Annotated in this window: 21 protein-coding genes; 4 read left to right on the forward strand and 17 right to left on the reverse strand. The window is 49.4% G+C overall.

All coding sequences use genetic code 11. From position 1 onward, the window contains the following. Positions 1–19: 19 nt before the first annotated feature. The 11 genes from JNUCC21_RS17340 to JNUCC21_RS17390 all read right to left on the reverse strand — a co-directional run bounded on the left by JNUCC21_RS17340 (position 20) and on the right by JNUCC21_RS17390 (position 9,854). Entirely contained in the window at positions 20–652 is a 633-nt protein-coding gene (locus tag JNUCC21_RS17340) for a response regulator transcription factor (protein ID WP_059367854.1), read from the reverse strand. Continuing rightward, a complete protein-coding gene (gene liaS, locus JNUCC21_RS17345) occupies positions 630–1,712 on the reverse strand; it encodes a two-component system sensor histidine kinase LiaS (RefSeq protein WP_003151796.1) in 1,083 nt (360 codons plus the stop codon). Before liaS ends, JNUCC21_RS17340 begins: the two co-directional genes overlap by 23 nt. Beyond that, positions 1,709–2,440: a cell wall-active antibiotics response protein LiaF gene (liaF, locus tag JNUCC21_RS17350; RefSeq protein ID WP_032876580.1), complete on the reverse strand. Its 732-nt coding sequence runs from the start codon at positions 2,438–2,440 to the stop codon at positions 1,709–1,711. The genes liaS and liaF overlap by 4 nt, the downstream gene beginning before the upstream one ends. Before the next feature lie 26 nt (positions 2,441–2,466). Further along, complete coding sequence (locus JNUCC21_RS17355; RefSeq protein WP_012118410.1) at positions 2,467–3,336, reverse strand: DUF4097 domain-containing protein; 870 nt, start codon at positions 3,334–3,336, stop codon at positions 2,467–2,469. Positions 3,337–3,440: 104 nt separating this feature from the next. Next, positions 3,441–4,118: a stress responsive protein LiaH gene (gene liaH, locus JNUCC21_RS17360; RefSeq protein ID WP_007410057.1), complete on the reverse strand. Its 678-nt coding sequence runs from the start codon at positions 4,116–4,118 to the stop codon at positions 3,441–3,443. A 13-nt stretch (positions 4,119–4,131) separates the two neighbouring features. After that, positions 4,132–4,512 carry a protein liaI gene (locus JNUCC21_RS17365; protein ID WP_369878361.1) on the reverse strand — a complete coding sequence of 127 codons (381 nt, stop codon included), beginning with the start codon at positions 4,510–4,512 and terminating at the stop codon, positions 4,132–4,134. A 166-nt stretch (positions 4,513–4,678) separates the two neighbouring features. Further along, a complete protein-coding gene (locus tag JNUCC21_RS17370) occupies positions 4,679–5,947 on the reverse strand; it encodes an MFS transporter (RefSeq protein WP_012118411.1) in 1,269 nt (422 codons plus the stop codon). Between the two features lie 164 nt (positions 5,948–6,111). Beyond that, the gene (locus JNUCC21_RS17375) at positions 6,112–6,681 is read right to left on the reverse strand and encodes a cob(I)yrinic acid a,c-diamide adenosyltransferase (RefSeq protein WP_007410054.1); all 570 of its coding nucleotides are present in this window, start codon (positions 6,679–6,681) and stop codon (positions 6,112–6,114) included. After that, entirely contained in the window at positions 6,678–7,904 is a 1,227-nt protein-coding gene (locus tag JNUCC21_RS17380) for an ATP-binding cassette domain-containing protein (protein ID WP_199022144.1), read from the reverse strand. The genes JNUCC21_RS17375 and JNUCC21_RS17380 overlap by 4 nt, the downstream gene beginning before the upstream one ends. Next, the gene (locus tag JNUCC21_RS17385; RefSeq protein ID WP_025285248.1) at positions 7,901–8,947 is read right to left on the reverse strand and encodes an iron ABC transporter permease; all 1,047 of its coding nucleotides are present in this window, start codon (positions 8,945–8,947) and stop codon (positions 7,901–7,903) included. The genes JNUCC21_RS17380 and JNUCC21_RS17385 overlap by 4 nt, the downstream gene beginning before the upstream one ends. After that, entirely contained in the window at positions 8,910–9,854 is a 945-nt protein-coding gene (locus tag JNUCC21_RS17390) for an ABC transporter substrate-binding protein (RefSeq protein ID WP_012118415.1), read from the reverse strand. The genes JNUCC21_RS17385 and JNUCC21_RS17390 overlap by 38 nt, the downstream gene beginning before the upstream one ends. A 187-nt stretch (positions 9,855–10,041) precedes the next feature. On the opposite strand from JNUCC21_RS17390, the gene JNUCC21_RS17395 reads away from it, so the two are divergent. Next, a complete protein-coding gene (locus JNUCC21_RS17395) occupies positions 10,042–10,833 on the forward strand; it encodes an SDR family NAD(P)-dependent oxidoreductase (RefSeq protein WP_150941411.1) in 792 nt (263 codons plus the stop codon). Between the two features lie 51 nt (positions 10,834–10,884). On the opposite strand, the gene JNUCC21_RS17400 is transcribed toward JNUCC21_RS17395, so the two are convergent. The 5 genes from JNUCC21_RS17400 to JNUCC21_RS17420 all read right to left on the reverse strand — a co-directional run bounded on the left by JNUCC21_RS17400 (position 10,885) and on the right by JNUCC21_RS17420 (position 15,228). Further along, complete coding sequence (locus JNUCC21_RS17400; RefSeq protein ID WP_150941412.1) at positions 10,885–11,763, reverse strand: SMP-30/gluconolactonase/LRE family protein; 879 nt, start codon at positions 11,761–11,763, stop codon at positions 10,885–10,887. 63 nt (positions 11,764–11,826) lie between these two features. After that, entirely contained in the window at positions 11,827–13,569 is a 1,743-nt protein-coding gene (locus tag JNUCC21_RS17405) for a sensor histidine kinase (protein ID WP_369878362.1), read from the reverse strand. Further along, positions 13,566–14,285: a response regulator transcription factor gene (locus JNUCC21_RS17410; RefSeq protein WP_003151779.1), complete on the reverse strand. Its 720-nt coding sequence runs from the start codon at positions 14,283–14,285 to the stop codon at positions 13,566–13,568. The genes JNUCC21_RS17405 and JNUCC21_RS17410 overlap by 4 nt, the downstream gene beginning before the upstream one ends. Before the next feature lie 173 nt (positions 14,286–14,458). Next, on the reverse strand, positions 14,459–14,695 hold the full coding sequence (gene rsoA, locus JNUCC21_RS17415) for a sigma-O factor regulator RsoA (protein WP_003151778.1): 237 nt from the start codon (positions 14,693–14,695) through the stop codon (positions 14,459–14,461). Next, positions 14,692–15,228: a sigma-70 family RNA polymerase sigma factor gene (locus JNUCC21_RS17420; protein ID WP_087920805.1), complete on the reverse strand. Its 537-nt coding sequence runs from the start codon at positions 15,226–15,228 to the stop codon at positions 14,692–14,694. Before JNUCC21_RS17420 ends, rsoA begins: the two co-directional genes overlap by 4 nt. Positions 15,229–15,470: 242 nt before the next feature. Here JNUCC21_RS17420 and JNUCC21_RS17425 point away from each other — a divergent pair, with 242 nt between their 5' ends. The 3 genes from JNUCC21_RS17425 (at position 15,471) to JNUCC21_RS17435 (ending at position 17,393) form a co-directional block, all read left to right on the forward strand. Further along, complete coding sequence (locus tag JNUCC21_RS17425) at positions 15,471–15,626, forward strand: YvrJ family protein (protein WP_012118419.1); 156 nt, start codon at positions 15,471–15,473, stop codon at positions 15,624–15,626. Between the two features lie 117 nt (positions 15,627–15,743). Continuing rightward, the gene (locus tag JNUCC21_RS17430) at positions 15,744–16,904 is read left to right on the forward strand and encodes an oxalate decarboxylase family bicupin (RefSeq protein ID WP_150941414.1); all 1,161 of its coding nucleotides are present in this window, start codon (positions 15,744–15,746) and stop codon (positions 16,902–16,904) included. A gap of 66 nt (positions 16,905–16,970) precedes the next feature. After that, the gene (locus tag JNUCC21_RS17435; RefSeq protein WP_015240564.1) at positions 16,971–17,393 is read left to right on the forward strand and encodes a regulatory YrvL family protein; all 423 of its coding nucleotides are present in this window, start codon (positions 16,971–16,973) and stop codon (positions 17,391–17,393) included. Between the two features lie 37 nt (positions 17,394–17,430). Here JNUCC21_RS17435 and JNUCC21_RS17440 read toward each other — a convergent pair whose 3' ends face one another. Then, the gene (locus tag JNUCC21_RS17440) at positions 17,431–18,234 is read right to left on the reverse strand and encodes an ABC transporter ATP-binding protein (RefSeq protein WP_150941415.1); all 804 of its coding nucleotides are present in this window, start codon (positions 18,232–18,234) and stop codon (positions 17,431–17,433) included. Positions 18,235–18,237 lie beyond the last annotated feature (3 nt).

Below are 18,237 nucleotides of genomic sequence, written 5' to 3' on the forward strand. Positions count from 1 at the left end.
TGGCGCCGCTCTCCTTTTCTTATGTCACGAGATGATTGCGGTGGGCATATACGGCTGCCTGCGTGCGGTCACTGACATCAAGCTTTGACAATATATTCGTAATGTGGGTTTTCACCGTTTTAATCGTAATGAACAGCTCTTCACCAATCTCTTTATTCGTCTTGCCTTCCGCGACGAGACAGAGGATTTCCAGTTCTCTTTTTGTCAGCGTTTCATGCGGAAGCTGATTCTCTGAATGGCGCAGCCTTGACAGCACTTTTCCAGCCACCTTCGATTCAAGCTTCGGTTCGCCCTTGGCAGCCGCTCTGATGGCTTCGGCTATTTCTGCCGCCTTGGACGTTTTCAGCAAATAGCTGAGCGCTCCCGCTTCGATCACCGGATACACTTTGTCGTCATCAATGAAGCTCGTCAGCACGATGATTTTCGGATCATTGAGTGTCGCGCAGATCTGTTTTGTCGCTTCGATGCCGTCCATGCCGTCCATGACAAGGTCCATTAAAATCACATCCGGCAAAAGCGCTGCGGCCAGATCGACGCCCTGCTGCCCGTCTGATGCTTCACCGGCGACTTCAATGTCCGGCTGTGCTTCTAAAAATGCGGCCAGACCCATCCTGACCATTTCATGATCATCAATCAGTAACACTCGAATCACTGTCGTTCTCTCCTTTTGTTTTCTGATAAATCGGGACTTTCACGTCGATCTGCGTGCCTTTTCCCTTTACGGAGATAATTTCCGCTATGCCGCCGATTTCACTCGCTCTTTCCTTGATGGAATGCAGGCCGTATGAGGATGCTTTCACTTGATCCATCGTAAAACCCGCCCCGTTATCAATGACTTTAAGCTGAAGTTTTTGATGTTTCGCGCCGAGCCTGACGGTGACCTTGGTCGCCTTTGAATGTCTGAAAACGTTGGAAAGCGCCTCCTGCACGATGCGGAACAGATGGTCTTCAACGCCTTTTGACACACCCGTATCGCTGATGTCCCACTCAATATCCAGCGGCTGCTTCGCTTTGAACTCTTTTAACAGCTCAATCAGCCCTTCTTTTAAGCCTTTTCCTTCTAAAGTGACGGGCCGCAAATGCAACAGCAGCGCTCTCATCTCGTTTTGCGCTTCCCCCGCCATATGTTCAACCATGCGAATCCGTTTGACGATTTTGTCATCCGCATCTTTCACCTGCTCTAAGACGGCGGATGTCATCATAGAAATGGCAAAGAGCTGCTGGCTGACGGCATCGTGCAGATCGCGCGCCAGCCGCTGGCGTTCTTCAGTGATGACTGATTTTTTCATTTGATCCTGCCATTCCGCCCGCTCGTTGGAGAGCTTTTGCAGCGATGTGACCTGGAGCTCGACCCGCTTGGCCATTTCGTTGAGCTGGTCTGCCGCCAGACCGATTTCATCATCGCCGAGCGGCGGCACCCGATAAGCAAAATTGCCGTTTTCAAATTTCAAAACCGCTTCAATCAGTGTATCCATTCTTGTTTTCAGGCGGCCGCCATATACATAACCGGAAATCAACCCCGCCGAAAGAGACGCCAGAAGCAGGATGACCACAAACGGAATACCGAACCAGCCGGAAGAAAACAGCAGCATCGGGTCAAGCCCGTAATACAGCAGCATCAGCGTAATAAACACCGCGCAAAGGAGCAGACTGAGTCCCGCGGTCATCCGCATGGCGCGCCACTGAATATTGGCGAGTAATTTTTTCCTCATAAATACTTCACATCCACATCGCCGATGAATAACGAAATTGAAATTTTAATCCGCCGCGGCGAGTCGCCGTACTCAGACGATACTTTATACAGATTCGGGCTCATGCCGCTTTTCTTAGAGCCGAGCAGGTTCATATCGCCGATAAAAGCCGATGAACTGACGGACACTTCGATATCCGGCGGGACGTACACATCGACATTGCCGATGACACCGCTGATGGTCATCGTGCTTTCTCCTTCGGGAATCATCGCTTTTGACAAATCAATTTTCACATCGCCGATGAATCCGGAAACATTTAAATCATTCAGCTCAAACGGGTCCTTCATCATCCGGAGCTCGCCGATAAAAAAGCTGCGGAGGTCCGGCTGTCTGCTTTCCGTCTGGGCGGAAGACTTTGGCTGCTCTTCTTTTTCAAGATTGATTTTCTTCTCTTTATGTTCATACACGCGCTTTCCTTTCAGGAGCCTGTAGCCCGCGTATATGAGAAAGGCGGCGAAGGCATAGCCGAACAGGTTAAAGGTGGCGCTGAACAGGTTCCTCAAAAATAAAAAAGCGGCAAAGATATACAGGACGGAGCCGAGCCAGCCGCGGGAATATTTATTAAAAATATAACCTGTAATCAGAAAAAAGAGCGGCCAAAACAAGAAGTCGCCGATGCCGATAATACGCAAAAACATGCTGACGCCTAATAAGGCGATGATAAGTCCGAGAATCTGTTTTTTTGCCATCAGCTGCTTGCCCCTCCTTTCCTTGACTATTGCAGTGCAATATTGCCGCTCGTCACTTTTATATCAATCGGCCTGGCGCCGCTGCCTTTCATGCCGGTAAATGCCCCGCCTTCCTTACTCGTTTTCTCAAAGGAATAAGACGGCCGGATCCTTCCGCTTGCCGTCTCGGCGTTCACCGTAAAACTTCCGTCTTTCGGCAGGCTGATCGCTGCGCTGCCGCTCGCAAGCCTGACGGATACGGGAGCATCCGCCGTCTCAAGCGAGGCGTCGACACTGCCGGAAGCGACCCGCACGTCAAGGGCGCCCGCCACATGTTGAAGCCCGACATGTCCCGAGGATAAGCGGACAGCCCCCGTTTTTGCCGCAAAGCCTGCTGCTGTGAGATTGCCCGACAGCCCCTTCGCTTCAAACACATCCGTCTTCACGTGCTTCAGCGACATATTCCCGCTTACAGAACGGACGCCGAGGTGCGCAAGAGACAGCCCCTTGTTTCCGTCGACGGCAATGCTGCCGCTTGATGTATGGACGGTGATGTCCCGATGATAATCATACGGAATGCGGACAATCAGCAGAGGGCGCTGAAAGAGATTCAGAAATTGGAACCCTTTCTCCTTCGCTTTGAGATTGAGGGTCTTTCCCCTGCTTTGGACAAACATTTTCCCCGCCGGTCCCGTCATGTTTGCCGCGATATCATTCCGCGCTTCCGCGATGATTTTTACATCCGTCTGTTCCGATGAAACCGACAGGCTGTTGACGGCACGCGGCGGTATGCTTGCCGATTCCGCTTCTGTTTCGTACAGCGGAAAAAAACGCCCGGCAAACACTTCTTTCACCAAAAACAGACAGCAGATCAGAACGGACGCCGCCATCAGTCCTTTGGCAATCTTACGCTTCATTACGTTCCATCCTTTTCATTCATTTTATTATAAAGGAAAAGCCGGAGAATTGATACGTGCGTATAGGGAAGAGGCGTAAACGCGCCGATCTTCCCTTGTGCACATTATTCATGAGCCGCTTTTTGACGCTCTGTTTTTTCCAGAGAAAGCGAGCGCATTTTTTCAATCTCAGCTTCCACCTCGTCTGAATATTGGGAGCGGCTGTATTCTGTGTTCGCCTCAGCTGAAGTGCCGTATTTGACGCGGACTTCCATTTCTTCAATGCGGCTTTCCATTCGAAGGAACTCTCTGTAGGCGCTTTCGCTGTCAATTTTGTCGAAAGAAGCGTTCATATGTTCCTTCGCATTTGCCGCGTTCGCGCGGGCGATGAGCGCCTGTTTTTTATCCTTTACGTCGCGAAGGCGCGTTTCTAAAGTTTCCAGCTGCTCTTTCAGCTCTGCCAGCTGTGTTTTCGCCTGCTCATACGCTTTTTCATGTTCGGCCGCTTTTCCCTCAAGGTATTTCATTTCAGTCAGCGCCTTTTTCGCCAGCTCCTCTTCCCCGGCGTCAAAAGCAAGCTGAGCCTGGTTTTTCCGTTTTGCCGCCGTTTCGGAGGCGTCTTCCTGTTTTTTCTTAAACTGATGGACGATCGTATGCTGTTTGACAATCGTTTGTTTCGCTTTAGCGATGTCACTTTCCATATCACGCACATATTGATTCAGCATGACTTTCGGATTTTCTAATTTATCAAGCCCTTCGTTAACAGATGCGACGAACATATTTCTTATTCTTTTTAAGACCATTTTGTCTTCCTCCTTATTTTTTCTTCAGAAATTCTTCCCATTCAGAGTCAAATCCGGATTGATAGCCCGGTGATGCCGCTTCCGGTTCATACTGGCGGGAAGCGGTGTCTGAGCCGCCCTGCTTCATCATCTTCCACCCGAAATACACCATGGCGCCGGCCAGTCCGATCGCAACGATAAATGGAAGAGAACCGACGAGAATCATAGCTCCGATGACGCCCGCGATGATACCCGATACCGCCCGGCTTTTTGAAAAACGTTTGATTCCCCAGTAAAGCATCAGGCCTCCGATCGCCAGCGGGATGATAAATGCGAAATGGCCTCCTCCGAAAAAGACAGAAAGTCCGAACACAATCAGCAGAAAGCCGCCTGCCGTTTTACCATTTATATTCATGCAGATCCTCCTTTCGTTTTCCTTGTCTTTACTATAAACAAATGCCGCGGCCGGCAAAACGAGTCAGAGATTGATTTTCATATCAGACCGGAGTCGTATAAGCCCCCGGACCTTCGCATAAAAAAACGCCGCTGCACCGGACGGCGCAGGGCGTTTTATGAAAAATCTATATTCTGATGCTCGCTTCTTTTTCCCTGATGAGATCTGAGCGTTCGGCTTTGGCCAGCTTCGTAAAGAACAATATTCCGAGACCGGACAGGACTTCAACGAGACCGCCTGCGGCAATGACTTTTCCAGGACCGAAGGCGTTAGCCGCGTATCCGCAAAGAACCGCGCCGAGCGGAATGGATATGTTTGAGATCATATGGATGACGGCATAGACTTGCGGCTGGTCATCATGGTCCACAGATGTCTGAATAATCGTATATTCCGGCACATTAATAGCGCTGACGGCAGATCCGAACGCAAATGCGGCGAGGAAGACGAGCGGCAGAAAAGTGTTGAGGCCGGTGATGAAAAATGCCGCTCCTTCTATGATTCCCGCTGACACAAACAGGAGACCGTATTTGTTCACCTTCACCTTAGCCAAAATAAAACCCATTAAAAAGGCTCCGCCCGTGCCTGTCGCTTTCAAAAGCGAGTAGATGATCGGCGGCATGTTTAAATCTTCGGCGACATAAACGGCAGAGAGCGCCTCCCACGGAGCGGCCGCAAAATTCATGAAGATACAATAGATGGCGAGCGGGTATAAAATCTGGTGTTTCCTGACAAGAACGAAACCCCGTTTGAGCCTTCCGAAATACGTCCCGCGCTGTCTGACGGCGACTGGATCCTGTTTGGCATGCTGGACTTGGTATGACATAAAGAGTACGAGAAAACCTGATAGAAGATAGAATATAAGAGCGATAAACAAAGAATAAGCGGGACTGATAAATGTTAAGAACACCCCGCTCAGCGTAATGGCGGCAAGCCTGACGATCTGGCCTGATGACTGGATGACCGCATTCGCTTTCTGCAGGCTGCTTTCTCCGACAATATTGGGGATTAATGAGATAGATGCAGGATTATAAGCGGCTCCCGTGGCTGAATGCACAATCATGAGAAGCATGACAAACCATAAAGGAGAAAAACCGTTAAAGTAACAGACCGGAATGATCAACACGACCGCCGCGCGCGTCAGGTCGGAGAAATACATCCAGAATTTCAGCGTATGCTGCTTCATAAAAGGCCCGGTAATCGGCGCCAGCATCGCCTCCGGAAGGAACGTGACCGCAATGAGCAGGGACGTGCCGATCGCGCCTTCCCCGTCAAAAATCAAAAACCACAGAATGGAATTAAAGGCAAAACCGTCGCCTGACAATTTAACCAGCCTTGAGATAAACAGAAGGGTGAAATTTTTATTCCAGATGCTCTCGCTCTTATTATATGTATCCATCTATCAAATCCCCCATTATTTTACAATGTTTCTTATAATATCTCATTTTTTAATTTTTCAGTCAATAATGCATAAGATACATTTTCCTCTTGTCAATAAAGGTTCAATTGATGGATATCTCTATAAAAAAACAGCCGGCTTGCAGCTGCCGGCTGAACAAAACGTTATTCATCATCACGGAATACCGCGGCGCTTCTTTCATATTCTATATCCTGAACGCCCTGTCTTGCGTTAACCGCTCTTGCCGCCGCGAAAAAATAATCAGACAGGCGGTTCAAGTAACGCATCACCGTATCGTTTATCTCTTCTGTTTTGCCGAGTTTCACGATGAGACGCTCAGCCCGTCTCGTGACGGTCCGCGCGATGTGAAGCTGAGCAGCCGCCTTATGCCCGCCCGGAAGAATAAATTTCTCAAGCGGGGGCGCTTCAGCCGTGTAACGGTCTATGCAGTCTTCCAATGCGGAAATAGATGTCTCTCTTAATGTATAGCTTCTATGTTCAGTGACCGTCGCCAAGTCGCCGCCGCAGTCAAACAGCTCATGCTGAATGTTTCGGAGTTCGGCTTTCACATCACCGCAATTCTCACAATCATCAAGCTCCGCAAGCGCAAGCCCGATAAAGCTGTTCAGCTCATCGATCGTCCCGTAGCTTTCAACCCGCAGACTGTCTTTATCCGTTCTGCCGCCGATCAGGCTTGTCTGTCCTTTATCGCCGGTTTTCGTATACAGCTTCATCGTTGTATTCCTCCTTCTTCCGCCGCTTTTACACATGCCGCGGTTCCTCTTCTGACGGCTCTTTCCGCGTGAGGGACGTCTATTGCCTCTCCTGTCTGCAAGACACAAATGACAATGTCGCCTTTTGCCTGTCTGCCGGAAAGAGCCTGCATTCTCGCTTCAGCCGCTGCCGTTAACAGCCGTACAAATCCCTGTTCCGATAAACGTCCGCTGATCAGCACCCAAACGGTATGCTGCGCAGTCACGGCAATTGTGACCGAATCAAACGTACGGCAGATCAAACCAGCGGCAGCTGAGCCGGAAAGCCGGCGGCTCCACGAAAATCCCGGGCCGTCAGATGCGGTTGACAACATTCTGAACGGCCGTTCTGTATGAAGCGTTACGGTATTTCCGCTTTTGTTTATCAGAGAGGCGAACGGAACGTTGACAGGCTCTCTTTCCTCCCGCGCTTCCGGCATGAAAGCGATCAGCGGTTTCGGCGACGATAGCTGGGCAACAGCGCTGACGGTGATGCCGTAAATGTCTTCAATCGTCTCTTTTTTCAAAGCCTGATCCGGCGTCTGCTTCGGAAAAGCGCGTCCGTCTTTCATCATCAGGAGCTGATCACAATATTGGCCTGCGGCATTTAGGTCGTGAAAAATACTGATGACCGTCAGGCCTCTTTCTCTCGTCAGCCGCTTCACCGTATCAAGCAGGTCTTTTTGATATTTGAGATCAAGAAAGGTCGTCGGCTCATCCAGACACAGCACCTCAGGCTGCTGAGCCAGCGCCTGCGCCAGAAAGACGCGCTGCCGCTCCCCGCCGCTCAGATTGCGGACGGATTGCTGCGCATATCGGTCGATGCCCGTCATTTCCATCGCTTCCCGGACAATGTCTTCGTCATGTTGATCCATCTGTCTGAAGAGTCCTTTTTGATACGGGTATCTGCCGAAAGACACTGTTTCCTTAACGGTAAATGTAAAAGCCTGCTCCGTATGCTGCGGCAAAACGGCCATGATTTTCGCAAGTTCCCGCGGCTTGTATCCGCCGACGGGCCTGCCTGCTACGAGCGCCTCGCCTTTTGACGGAGAGAGCATTCCCGTCAGCAATTTCAACAGCGTTGTTTTTCCCGAGCCGTTCGGACCGAGTATGCCGACAAATTCACCTTTTCCGGCGGTAAAGCTGACATCTTCCACAATCATCCGGCCTCCGTACCCGCCGGACAGGCTGCTCACCCTGATCATAAGCGTTTCCCTCCATGATGCTGGCGAAGCAGAATCAAGGCAAACACAGGCGCTCCCGCCAAAGCCGTCATAATGCCGATCGGCAATTCGACAGGCTCAATGACGGTGCGGGAAAACAAATCTGCCAAAATGAGAAACCCGGCGCCCGTCAATGCTGACAGCGGCAGTAAATGGCGATGATCCGTCCCCCACAAAAGCCGTGTCACGTGGGGAATGACAAGGCCGACAAATCCGATCGTCCCCGAGACGGCAACCGCTCCTCCCGTCAGCAGAGATCCGGCGGCGATCATCAGCCATTTTCTTTTTCCCGTACTGACGCCTAACAGCCTTGCCTTTTCTTCTCCATAAGTCATAATGTTTAATTCTCTGCCATTGATAAGCAGAAGCGCCGTCCCGGCCAGAAAAAAAGGCAGAAACAGCGCGACATAGCCCCAGCCCCTCATTGACACGCTTCCTAACAGCCAGCGGACAATCGGGAGCAGATCATTGCCCGTTAAAGCGATCACAAGCGATATGAGAGCCCCGAGAAAAGAATTCATGATGATGCCTGTCAAAATGAGCGTCGAAACCGACATCGACGCATGAACGAGGCGGCTGAAAAACAGAACCGCCGCCATGACCGCAATGGCTGCGGCGATGCTGACAACCGGTAGTGTGAACCGGCCGATGACGGGAATCTGAATGCCGAAAAACAAGGTGATAACGGCTCCCGCCGAGGCTCCCGAAGATACCCCGAGTGTATAAGGGTCGGCGAGCGGATTTTTCAGAAGTCCCTGAAACGCCGCTCCCGCAATGGATAACGCGGCTCCGACAAGGGCAGCCAGAACGACTCTCGGCAGGCGGATATTCATCATAATATTTACATTCATAGGGTCAGCCGAGGATGTCCGGCCGATCCCGATCCAAAAAACGTCGGATAAAGGAATATGCAGACTGCCGATTGAAATGCCGAGTGCCGTACAAACGGCTAAAAACAGCAGGCTGACCGTGTAGGCCAGCGGGCGGTTACTTTTTAAACGTTTCAGGATAAACGCTTTCTGCAAGCTTCTCGACCCCTTTGACAAGGCGCGGGCCTGAGCGTGTGACAAGGTCGGGATCAACAGAATAGACATTGTGGTGTTTGACCGCATTGACGGCACCCCAGCCGGCGCGTTTTTCCACTTCAGCGGCCTTTACGCCGTCTGTCGTAATGATGACGTCCGGATTCATTTTGACAATCGCTTCATCCGTAAGCTGAACCCAGCCGGTCTGGCTGCCGGCGGCGTTTTTCGCGTGTATATCTTCAAGCATTTCGTTCATAAACGTGCCTTTCCCCGTCGTGTAGCCGTCAGGAGACACTTCGACGAATACTTTCTTTTCGTCTTTTTCAGAAATGGCCGCCGCTTTCTTTTCTATGCCGGAAAGGTCGGATTTCATCGATTTGATCAGCTTATCCGCCTGCTTTTCTTTGCCGGCCGCTTTTCCGATCATGCTGATTGATTTGTACACATCTTGGAACGATTGCGCATCATTGACCGTTAAGACGGTGATGCCCGCATCTTTCAGTTGCTTCATCGCATCGGCGGAAGCGGACATAGAGGACGCGTGGGCAAGCACGAGATCCGGCTTCAGCGCGATGACTTTTTCAGCGTTCACATTCATATCTCCGACTTTCGGTTTTTTTACCGCTTCTTTCGGATATGTATCATTTGTCGTGACGCCTGCGACCTTATCTCCCAGTCCGAGCGCGTATGTAATTTCCGTATTGCTCGGCATGAGGGAAACGATTTTTTCCGGTGCCTGCTTTATGGTTACTTTTTCGTTCGCGGCATCCTTAATGGTTACCGGGAATGCTTCGGTTGAGACGGCTTTTTGTTTGGCCGCGCTTCCTTCTTCCTGTGCGCCGGAACAGCCGGCGATCACAAAGGCGGTGACCAAAAGCGCCGCCCAGACGGCAGTGATCTTCTTCATTCTTTTAACTCCCCCTGATTATGGTAAACGATTGTCTCTTTGACATTCGTATCCTTTTTTCGCAGTAATTATACTATAAGTCTTTAAGGCTTGTATATCCGGCCTTTTTGCATGAAAGCAAATTGTTCGTACACACTAAAATTCATCATGTATACTGTTACACAATGGTGTGAAAAGGAGGATTATTATGGAATTACAGCTTGAACGAAAGCTCGTGTTGATTACAGGATCAACCTCAGGCATCGGAAAAGCTGCGGCAAAAAGCTTTTTAGCCGAAGGCGCCGAGGTGATTATAAACGGAAGAAAAAAAGAAACTGTGGAACAGACGGTTGAGGAGCTTTCCGCTTACGGAACGGTTCACGGCATCGCTGCGGATTTATCGCGTCAGGATGAGGCGGATGACTTGATAAAGCGCGCCGGCGGAATCGGGGAAGTCGATATTCTCGTCAATAATCTCGGTTTTTTTGAAGTAAAAGACTTCGCTGAGGTGTCTGATGACGAATGGACTCGGTATTTTGAAGTGAATGTTATGAGCGCCGTGCGCCTGTGCCGGCGTTTTCTGCCGCAAATGCTCGAGAGAAACAGCGGACGGATTCTGAACATCTCCAGTGAAGCCGGTGTCAAACCGCTTGCGCAAATGATTCCGTATTCAATGACGAAAACGGCGTTAATCAGCTTGTCCCGGGGAATGGCGGAAATGACGAAAGGTACAAATGTCACGGTCAACTCCGTGCTGCCGGGACCGACATGGACCGAAGGCGTCGCTTCTTACATGGAAGGAGCCGCAAAGGCTGCCGGAGAAGACACAGACAGCTTCGTCCGGGATTATTTTAAAGTGAATGAACCGACATCATTGATTCAGCGCTATGCAACCCCGGAAGAAGTCGCCAATACGATTGTATTTCTCGCTTCATCAGCGGCTTCTGCCATTAATGGCACCGCACAGCGGGTTGAAGGCGGCATCATCCGCTCCATTTAACACGAAAAAGCCCGGCACAATGGGGACTTCCCCATATGCCAGGGCTTTTTTTTACATCATGCCTGCAAACGGAACCGGCTCCCAGCCGCCCGTCTCAAGCTCTGCTGAAAACAGGCCGCCCGCATGCGGCTGCTCAAGTCTTTCGGCTTCCGTCAATTTTTCCGTCGCGGTCGTAATGTATAACGTGTTCAAGTCTCTGCCTCCGAACGCGCAGCAGGTGACGTATTTCGCCGGAACTTCGATAGATGCAATTTCCTTATGCAAAAACGGGTCAATCCGGACGGCACGGCCGCCTCCGAACAGAGCCACCCACAGCATTCCGTCACGGTCAATGGTCATTCCGTCGGGAGATCCTTGCGACTTTGGAAAGCGGTAGACCGTTTTCGGATCTGATACGGCTCCGGTTTCAGGATCGTATGCATAACAGACGATTTCCTGCGTCGGAGTGTCGATATAGTACATCAAGTTTCGGTCCCGATCCCAATCCAAACCGTTCGAGGTGGAGACCTGGTCTTTTATTTTGGCAAGGCTGCCGTCCGTATTCAGACGGTACAGCGAAGCCTCCTCTTCTTTGCCTTCCATGCTCGTCGTTCCCGCCCATAATCTGCCGGACGGGTCGCATTTTGCGTCATTGAAACGGATATCTTCCCGCATGTCTCTCGGCTGCTTCATCTTCGTCAATGTATCTTCCCGAAGATTGTACAGGTAAAAACCGTCTTTCATCGTCATCACCAGCTCTTCCTTTGAATACAAGGCCAGAGCCGTGACAAATGATTTGAATTTAACGGAACGGTTGATTCCGTCAGCCGGAGTGAAGATATGCAGCTGGCTGCCCAGTATATCCACCCAGTACAGGCATTGCTTGTCCTTGTCCCATAAAGGGCCTTCTCCGATAACTGCTCTCGTATCTGCTCGTAATGCTGCTTCCATGTGTGAACACCTCTTTTGCTTGTCAGTCTTCTATTGTTATTCCCGACAAAGCGGCGTCCAAACTCAATCTTTTTTAAAAAGAATCGTAATCACCGTTCCGGCGCTGATTCTGCTGTTGACATGGATGGTTCCGTTATGAAGGTGAACCAGCTCCTTGGCAATGGCGAGCCCGAGTCCCGTTCCTTCTGACGGTCCCTTCGTATTCGTTCCCCGATAATAACGGTTAAACAGCTGGTGAATCGTTTCGTCGTCCATTCCTCTTCCGTTATCTTTCACCTTCAGAATGAGCTGTTCGGCTGATTCCTCAAGCACGACCCGAATGGCGGTCCCTTTCTTATTATGCTTAACCGCGTTTGCCAGCAGATTCTCCAGAATACGTCGGAACCACGCTTCATCAATGGCGAAAAGAATGTCTTCCTTTTTGGTTTCAAAGGCGATGTCATAGCCTTCCGAGAACGTGTTTTTCGTGAAATCGTTCGTGACGTTTCTGATAAACGGCACGACGTTGATCAGCCGCCGTTCGATCGGGAGGGCCGCGTTTTTGAGACGGTATGTTAAGTTTAAGTCCTCAATCAGCTTGGACATATATTCTGATTTTTCCCGGACGATCTGCCCCATTTCTTTGACTTCTTCCGGGGTCCAGTCGTATTGCTTCGATTCAAGCATCATGCTGTAGCCGTAAATCGTGCTCAGCGGGGTTTTTAAGTCATGGCTCAGCCCGGCGATCCATTCTTCCCTTGTCGCCTGGATTTTTTCTCTGTTTTTCTTATCCCGCTTCAGCGTGTCGGTCAGCTGATCCATCGATTCGAAAATCTCGGCGAAAAAGCGGAACGGCTGTTTTGTTTTGCCTTTTTTGTTTTTGCTGACCGGCTGTCCTTTGCGGTTCTTCGGCTCTTCAAGCCGGCCCTTTGATAAATTGACAAGCCATTTGATGGTATGAAACAGCGGCCAGCCGAAACGGAAAGAGTACCAGATGGTCAGGATGCAGATCATAAATACTAAGATTCCGATCAAGAGGAAGAGTGTTTTCATCACATTTCTCAAAAATGATTTGTTAAACTCGTGATCGGGGATGTACACGGGGTTCGGCACCGACGCGACCATCCATTTCGTTTTATCGAGTCTTTTAAAAGAAATTTCCCGTTTGTAATTCCACGGCTTGGAACTGTATTTCAGCAATTCAAGCTCATTGACGGTGTTCCGTTCTTTTTTCGTGCTGTTGATATCCCCGAGCAGTCTGCCGCTGTCTTCGAAAAGGTAGACCGCCCCTTTTTCCCGTTTAATATAATCAACCGTGCTCTTTTTATATTGAGAAAGGGAAGCGAGGGATGGCTCCTGTGATTCGATGTAAGTGAGAAGCTGCTCACTGGCGGATTTCCAGCCGAACAGAATCAAATAGGTCTCATCATTTATCGTGACCGTCCAGTAATTCAGCTTGTAGTTGTCAAAATTCCGGTACTGGTAAATGGATAAGAGATCTTTTCTGCTGTAATGGCTCGGGACGTCTTTCGGCACTCTGTACGCGTAGTCCGTTTTTTCATTATCATTAATGATCTGCAGCCAGCCCTTCTGCTTTCGGACCGACATCTTTAAAAATTCATCGACATCCCATGTGCCGTCTTCGTTTTTATCAAGCCACGCTTCAAACGAGTCCGCGGTCGCTTTGGTCAGTCCCGCATTGGCTTCCGCTTCGCTGAAACGCCAATCCAAATAGAAGAAAGAAGCGACGGCCAAAACGGACATCAGCAGGATGACAAGCAGAAGCTGTCCGAAAAAGTGGAGCAGAAATTTTCCGCGCATTCTCATGAGCGGGTTCCTTTTTCTCCTTGATCGGGAATAAACCGATAACCGAGGCCGCGCACCGTTACAATATAAGACGGATTGCTGGGGTCTTTTTCAATTTTTTCTCTGAGCTTGCGGATATGCACCATGACGGTGTTGTTGTCGCCGTAAGACGGATATCCCCATACTTTTTCATAGATCTGATCTTTTGAGAGCACCACATCAGGGTGTTCACAGAAATATTGAAGCAATTGCAGAAGCTGTGCGGAGCAGCTGACGGGCTCGCCCCCGACGATCAGCTCGGCGTTTTGCGGTGAATAGGAAAAATGGCTGTATGAATACGTCTTTACCGCCGTTTTCTCTTCGCGCTTATAGGTTCTCTTTAACGTCGCTCTGATCCGCGCCGCCAATTCGAGCGGATTAAACGGCTTTGTTATATAATCGTCAGCTCCCAATGCAAATCCTGACAGCTTATCCGCATCAGAAGAACGGGCGGTCAGAAAAAAGATCGGAGCGTCGGTATAGTTCCGGATTTCGGTGCATGCTTCAAAACCGGACATGCCTTCCATCATCACATCCAGCACGAGCAGATCCGCGGTTTCATGTTTAACAAACTCGATCGCTTCCTCAGCGCTTCCGGCTGTCTTAATGTTGTGATAGCCTTCTTTGACGAGAACGCGTTTGACCATATCAACGATCGCCTTCTCATCGTCTACAATTAAAATTGACGCATTTTCCACCTTGGACGTTCCTTTCTCTTTGTTTTTTTCATCATATCATTATATGGATAAGATTTGGTACTTTTTTAGTGCGGAGGTCTTGCGGGGAAACAGAAAAGAAAAACGAGACCGGACATCTCTTCTCGTTTTTCTCATGTTGTCAGAGCGGAATATCCATCATTCCGCCGCTTTTGTCAGGAGCTTTCATTTATAAGATGAAGTATAAATTCCCAAAAACCCGGCACTTCCTGGCATAACAGCATGTCCGCTTTTTCAACTATTTTAATCTTCAATTCTTGTTCAAGATCTTCTCTTTCCTGGTATGATGTATTGCTCAGTTTTTTTTTTATCATTGGCGAAAAACGCGAAATCAAAAGTTCCATTTCGTCGGTATCTGTGTTCTCTTTGTTGAAGTCAAATGGCCCGTTCACTGCTTATTTTCCCCCTTTTTTTGCTTGTCCAGCTGCTTTCTGAGATTGTCGAGCCCTTTTTTATGAATATTGGAAATGTTCTGCCGTGATTCACCCAGCGACTCGGCAATCTCCTTCATCGTCGCTCCGTGAAGATAAATATTCGTCAGCACGCTTTTTTGTTTATCGGTTAACGTCTGAAGCGCTTCGTATAAATCACGGTTTTGGACATGCTGGCTCAAATCCCCCTGCTTCCGCAGAAACTCTTCATACGCGTCTTTTCCCATTTCATAGGGAAGCGCTTCACCTCCCTCCGGCTGATCCACCGTCAGCGGATAGCGCTTCTGATTTTTACGGATGCGCTTGTCAAAATCGATGGAGAAAATCCGGATCATAGAGTTCATATATTTGATGATCCGGATTTCCTTATAAAACTGTTTAAAATGGTCGTCCAGTGATTTTGCATCCTTCTCGTCTGAATGTTCCAGCACATTTTTAAATTTCTCGTAATGCTTTGGGTCACTTAAAAAATGTTTAACGATCGGATGTTTCATAATTTCCTTGCATTTTGACCGTAAAAGAACTTGATAGTCCATAAAACCGCCCCCTATTTAAATTAAATGAAAGAAAGCAAAAAAAAGTAAACTACTCCTTTCCGACTAAGATTCCGCACTCCTTATGTCCCGGTTTTGCCGGAATAAAAAAAAGACCCTCAACTGCGATATCAGGTTTACAGGAGCCGCTCTTTCTTTCACTTATATACATGACTGCAGGTCAAGTCAGGAGGTGGCTGATAATGGATCAGGTTTTTATAGAAGAAGCGGTCAGACAGATCGGCAATCTCGGCTTTCCGGCTCTGATTGCCATGTATCTTCTCACACGGTTTGAGAAGAAGTTTGACGCCCTGATCGAACTGATGACGGAACTGAAAGATCAGAAAATGAAAAATTAATTTTCACACGAAGTTGACTTTTCATCGGAACGCATCACTTAACAAAGCAGAAGGGAAAACGAAAGGCCTTTCACATTCTCTTTCTGAAAAAACAAAGCTTGAGAGGAGACGATTTACATGTCAAAAGAAAATAACTGCAATATCCCGCAGCCGATCAGAGGAGACAAAGGGGCGACCGTCACGATTCCGCGCAACCTTGAAAGAGACCGCCAAAACCCGGATATGCTGACGCCGCCGGAAACGGATCACGGCACAGTGGATAATATGAAATTCTCTTTCTCAGATGTGCACAACCGGCTGGAAAAGGGCGGATACGCGCGTGAGGTGACCGTTCGCGAGCTGCCGATTTCTGAAAATCTGGCATCTGTCAACATGCGTTTAAAACCGGGCGCCATCCGTGAGCTGCACTGGCATAAAGAAGCGGAATGGGCATATATGCTGACGGGCAAAGCGCGGGTCACGATCGTTGATGAACAGGGACGCAGTTTTATCGATGACGTGAAGGAAGGAGATCTGTGGTACTTCCCGTCAGGCCTGCCGCACTCCATACAGGCGCTGAAAGAAGGCTGTGAATTCCTCTTGGTTTTTGATGACGGTTCCTTCTCAGAAAACAGCACATTCCAATTAACTGACTGGCTTGCCCACACGCCGCTTGATGTCATCGCCAACAATTTCGGTGTTTCAGAAAAAGACCTCGCCGGCCTGCCCGGGAAAGAAAAATACATCTTTGAAGAGCCTGTTCCCGGCAAGCTGAAAGATGACATTGTGGAAGGACCGAACGGCGAAGTGCCTCACCCGTTCACTTACCGCCTGCTCGATGAAGGTCCGACTGCTGAGACGGACGGCGGCAAAGTATATATCGCGGATTCCACAAACTTCAAAGTGTCCAAAACGATCGCTTCAGCGCTTGTCGTGGTCGAACCGGGCGCAATGAGAGAGCTGCACTGGCATCCGAATACGCATGAATGGCAGTATTATATTTCCGGTAAAGGACGGATGACGGTTTTTGCATCGGACGGCCATGCAAGAACATTTAACTATCAGGCCGGGGATGTCGGTTACGTCCCGTTCGCAATGGGCCACTATGTGGAGAATTTGGGGGATGAGCCGCTCGTCTTCCTGGAAATCTTCAAGGATGACCACTATGCCGATGTGTCCCTGAACCAATGGCTTGCCATGCTTCCTGAGAAATTCGTCCAGCAGCATCTGGATCTGGGCAAAGACTTTACGGATATTCTTTCGAAAGAGAAACACCCTGTCGTCAAAAAGAAATGCTGAAGACACACACCGGCTTGCAGAGTTCCGTCTCTGCAAGTCTCCTCTGTGTGAAAAGGAGCTGAACAGATGATCAATCAAAACGGGACGAAAATGTTTTTTCTTCATGTGCTCCGGTATGCCCTGGCAGCCGCTGCCGTATTATTCGGGTATTTTATCGTGATGATGGCTGTATTTTCATTAGCCGGGACGAGCTACGGATCGATGGCGTACGTCCTGCTTTTTTCCGTGCTTTTTATTCTTCTCGGTTTATGTTTTGAACCGCTTGAGCGGCTGATGATACATAGCTTTACCTTTTTTGGGACGGGCAGGCTGCCTTTTCTCCTTTTAGCCAGCACCGTTCAGCTGCTGTTCCTCTGGATGACCGCGTATACGACGGATAAACTGATTGAAAAGATTTGGCTGTCAACGACGGAGGAGCTGATTGTGGCGGGGGTTTTTTTCGTTTTGGATAAATGCGTCTCCGGACAAAAGCAGCCCCGGGCGCAATAAAAAAACGCAGGCCGGAATGGCTCTGCGTTTTTTTTCATTATACCGTTGCGTTTTCATTCCGGATTAAATCGTAGGTTAAGCAGACCGGTTTGTTCGTGCGCGGATCTTTTACAATCTGTGCGTCAATCTGAAAAACGTCTTCCAATATGCCGGGAGTCATGACTTCCTCCGCCGTTCCTTCCTTGATGACGCGCCCTTTTTTCAGGGCGATCATGTAATGGGAAAAACGGGCGGCATGGTTCAGATCATGAATGACCATTAAGATGGTGCGGCCCTGCTCCTTGTTTAATTTGTCCAGCAGCTGCAAAATTTCAAGCTGATGAGCGAGATCTAAATAAGTGGTCGGTTCATCAAGAAGCAGCAGCTCCGTTTCTTGAGCGAGCGCCATGGCGATCCACACACGCTGCCGCTGCCCCCCGGAAAGCGCTTCGATCGGCCGGTCGTAAAATTCGGCCATCCCTGTCTCTTCAAGCGCCCATTTGATCATGTCACGGTCTTTATCACTCAAACGGCCCATTCCGGACTGATGTGGAAACCTGCCGTAAGAAACAAGTTCGTACACCGTCAGCCCGCTCGGCGCTTCAGGCGTCTGCGGAAGAATTGCCATTTCCTTGGCGATGTCTTTCGTGGATTTTTGCATGATCGCCTGTCCATTTAAATAGACGGCGCCGGATTTCGGTTTCATGATTCTTGACATCGTTTTGAGAACCGTCGATTTTCCGCAGCCGTTCGGACCGATCAGCGTTGTAATTTTTCCTTTCGGGATGGCGATATCCAATTCTTTCGCTATCAAACGGTCACCATAACCGACAGTAAGCTGTTCCGCCGATAATGAGTTCATCGC

The sequence above is a fragment of the Bacillus sp. JNUCC-21 genome (assembly GCF_041222765.1).
GTDB lineage: Bacteria > Bacillota > Bacilli > Bacillales > Bacillaceae > Bacillus > Bacillus velezensis.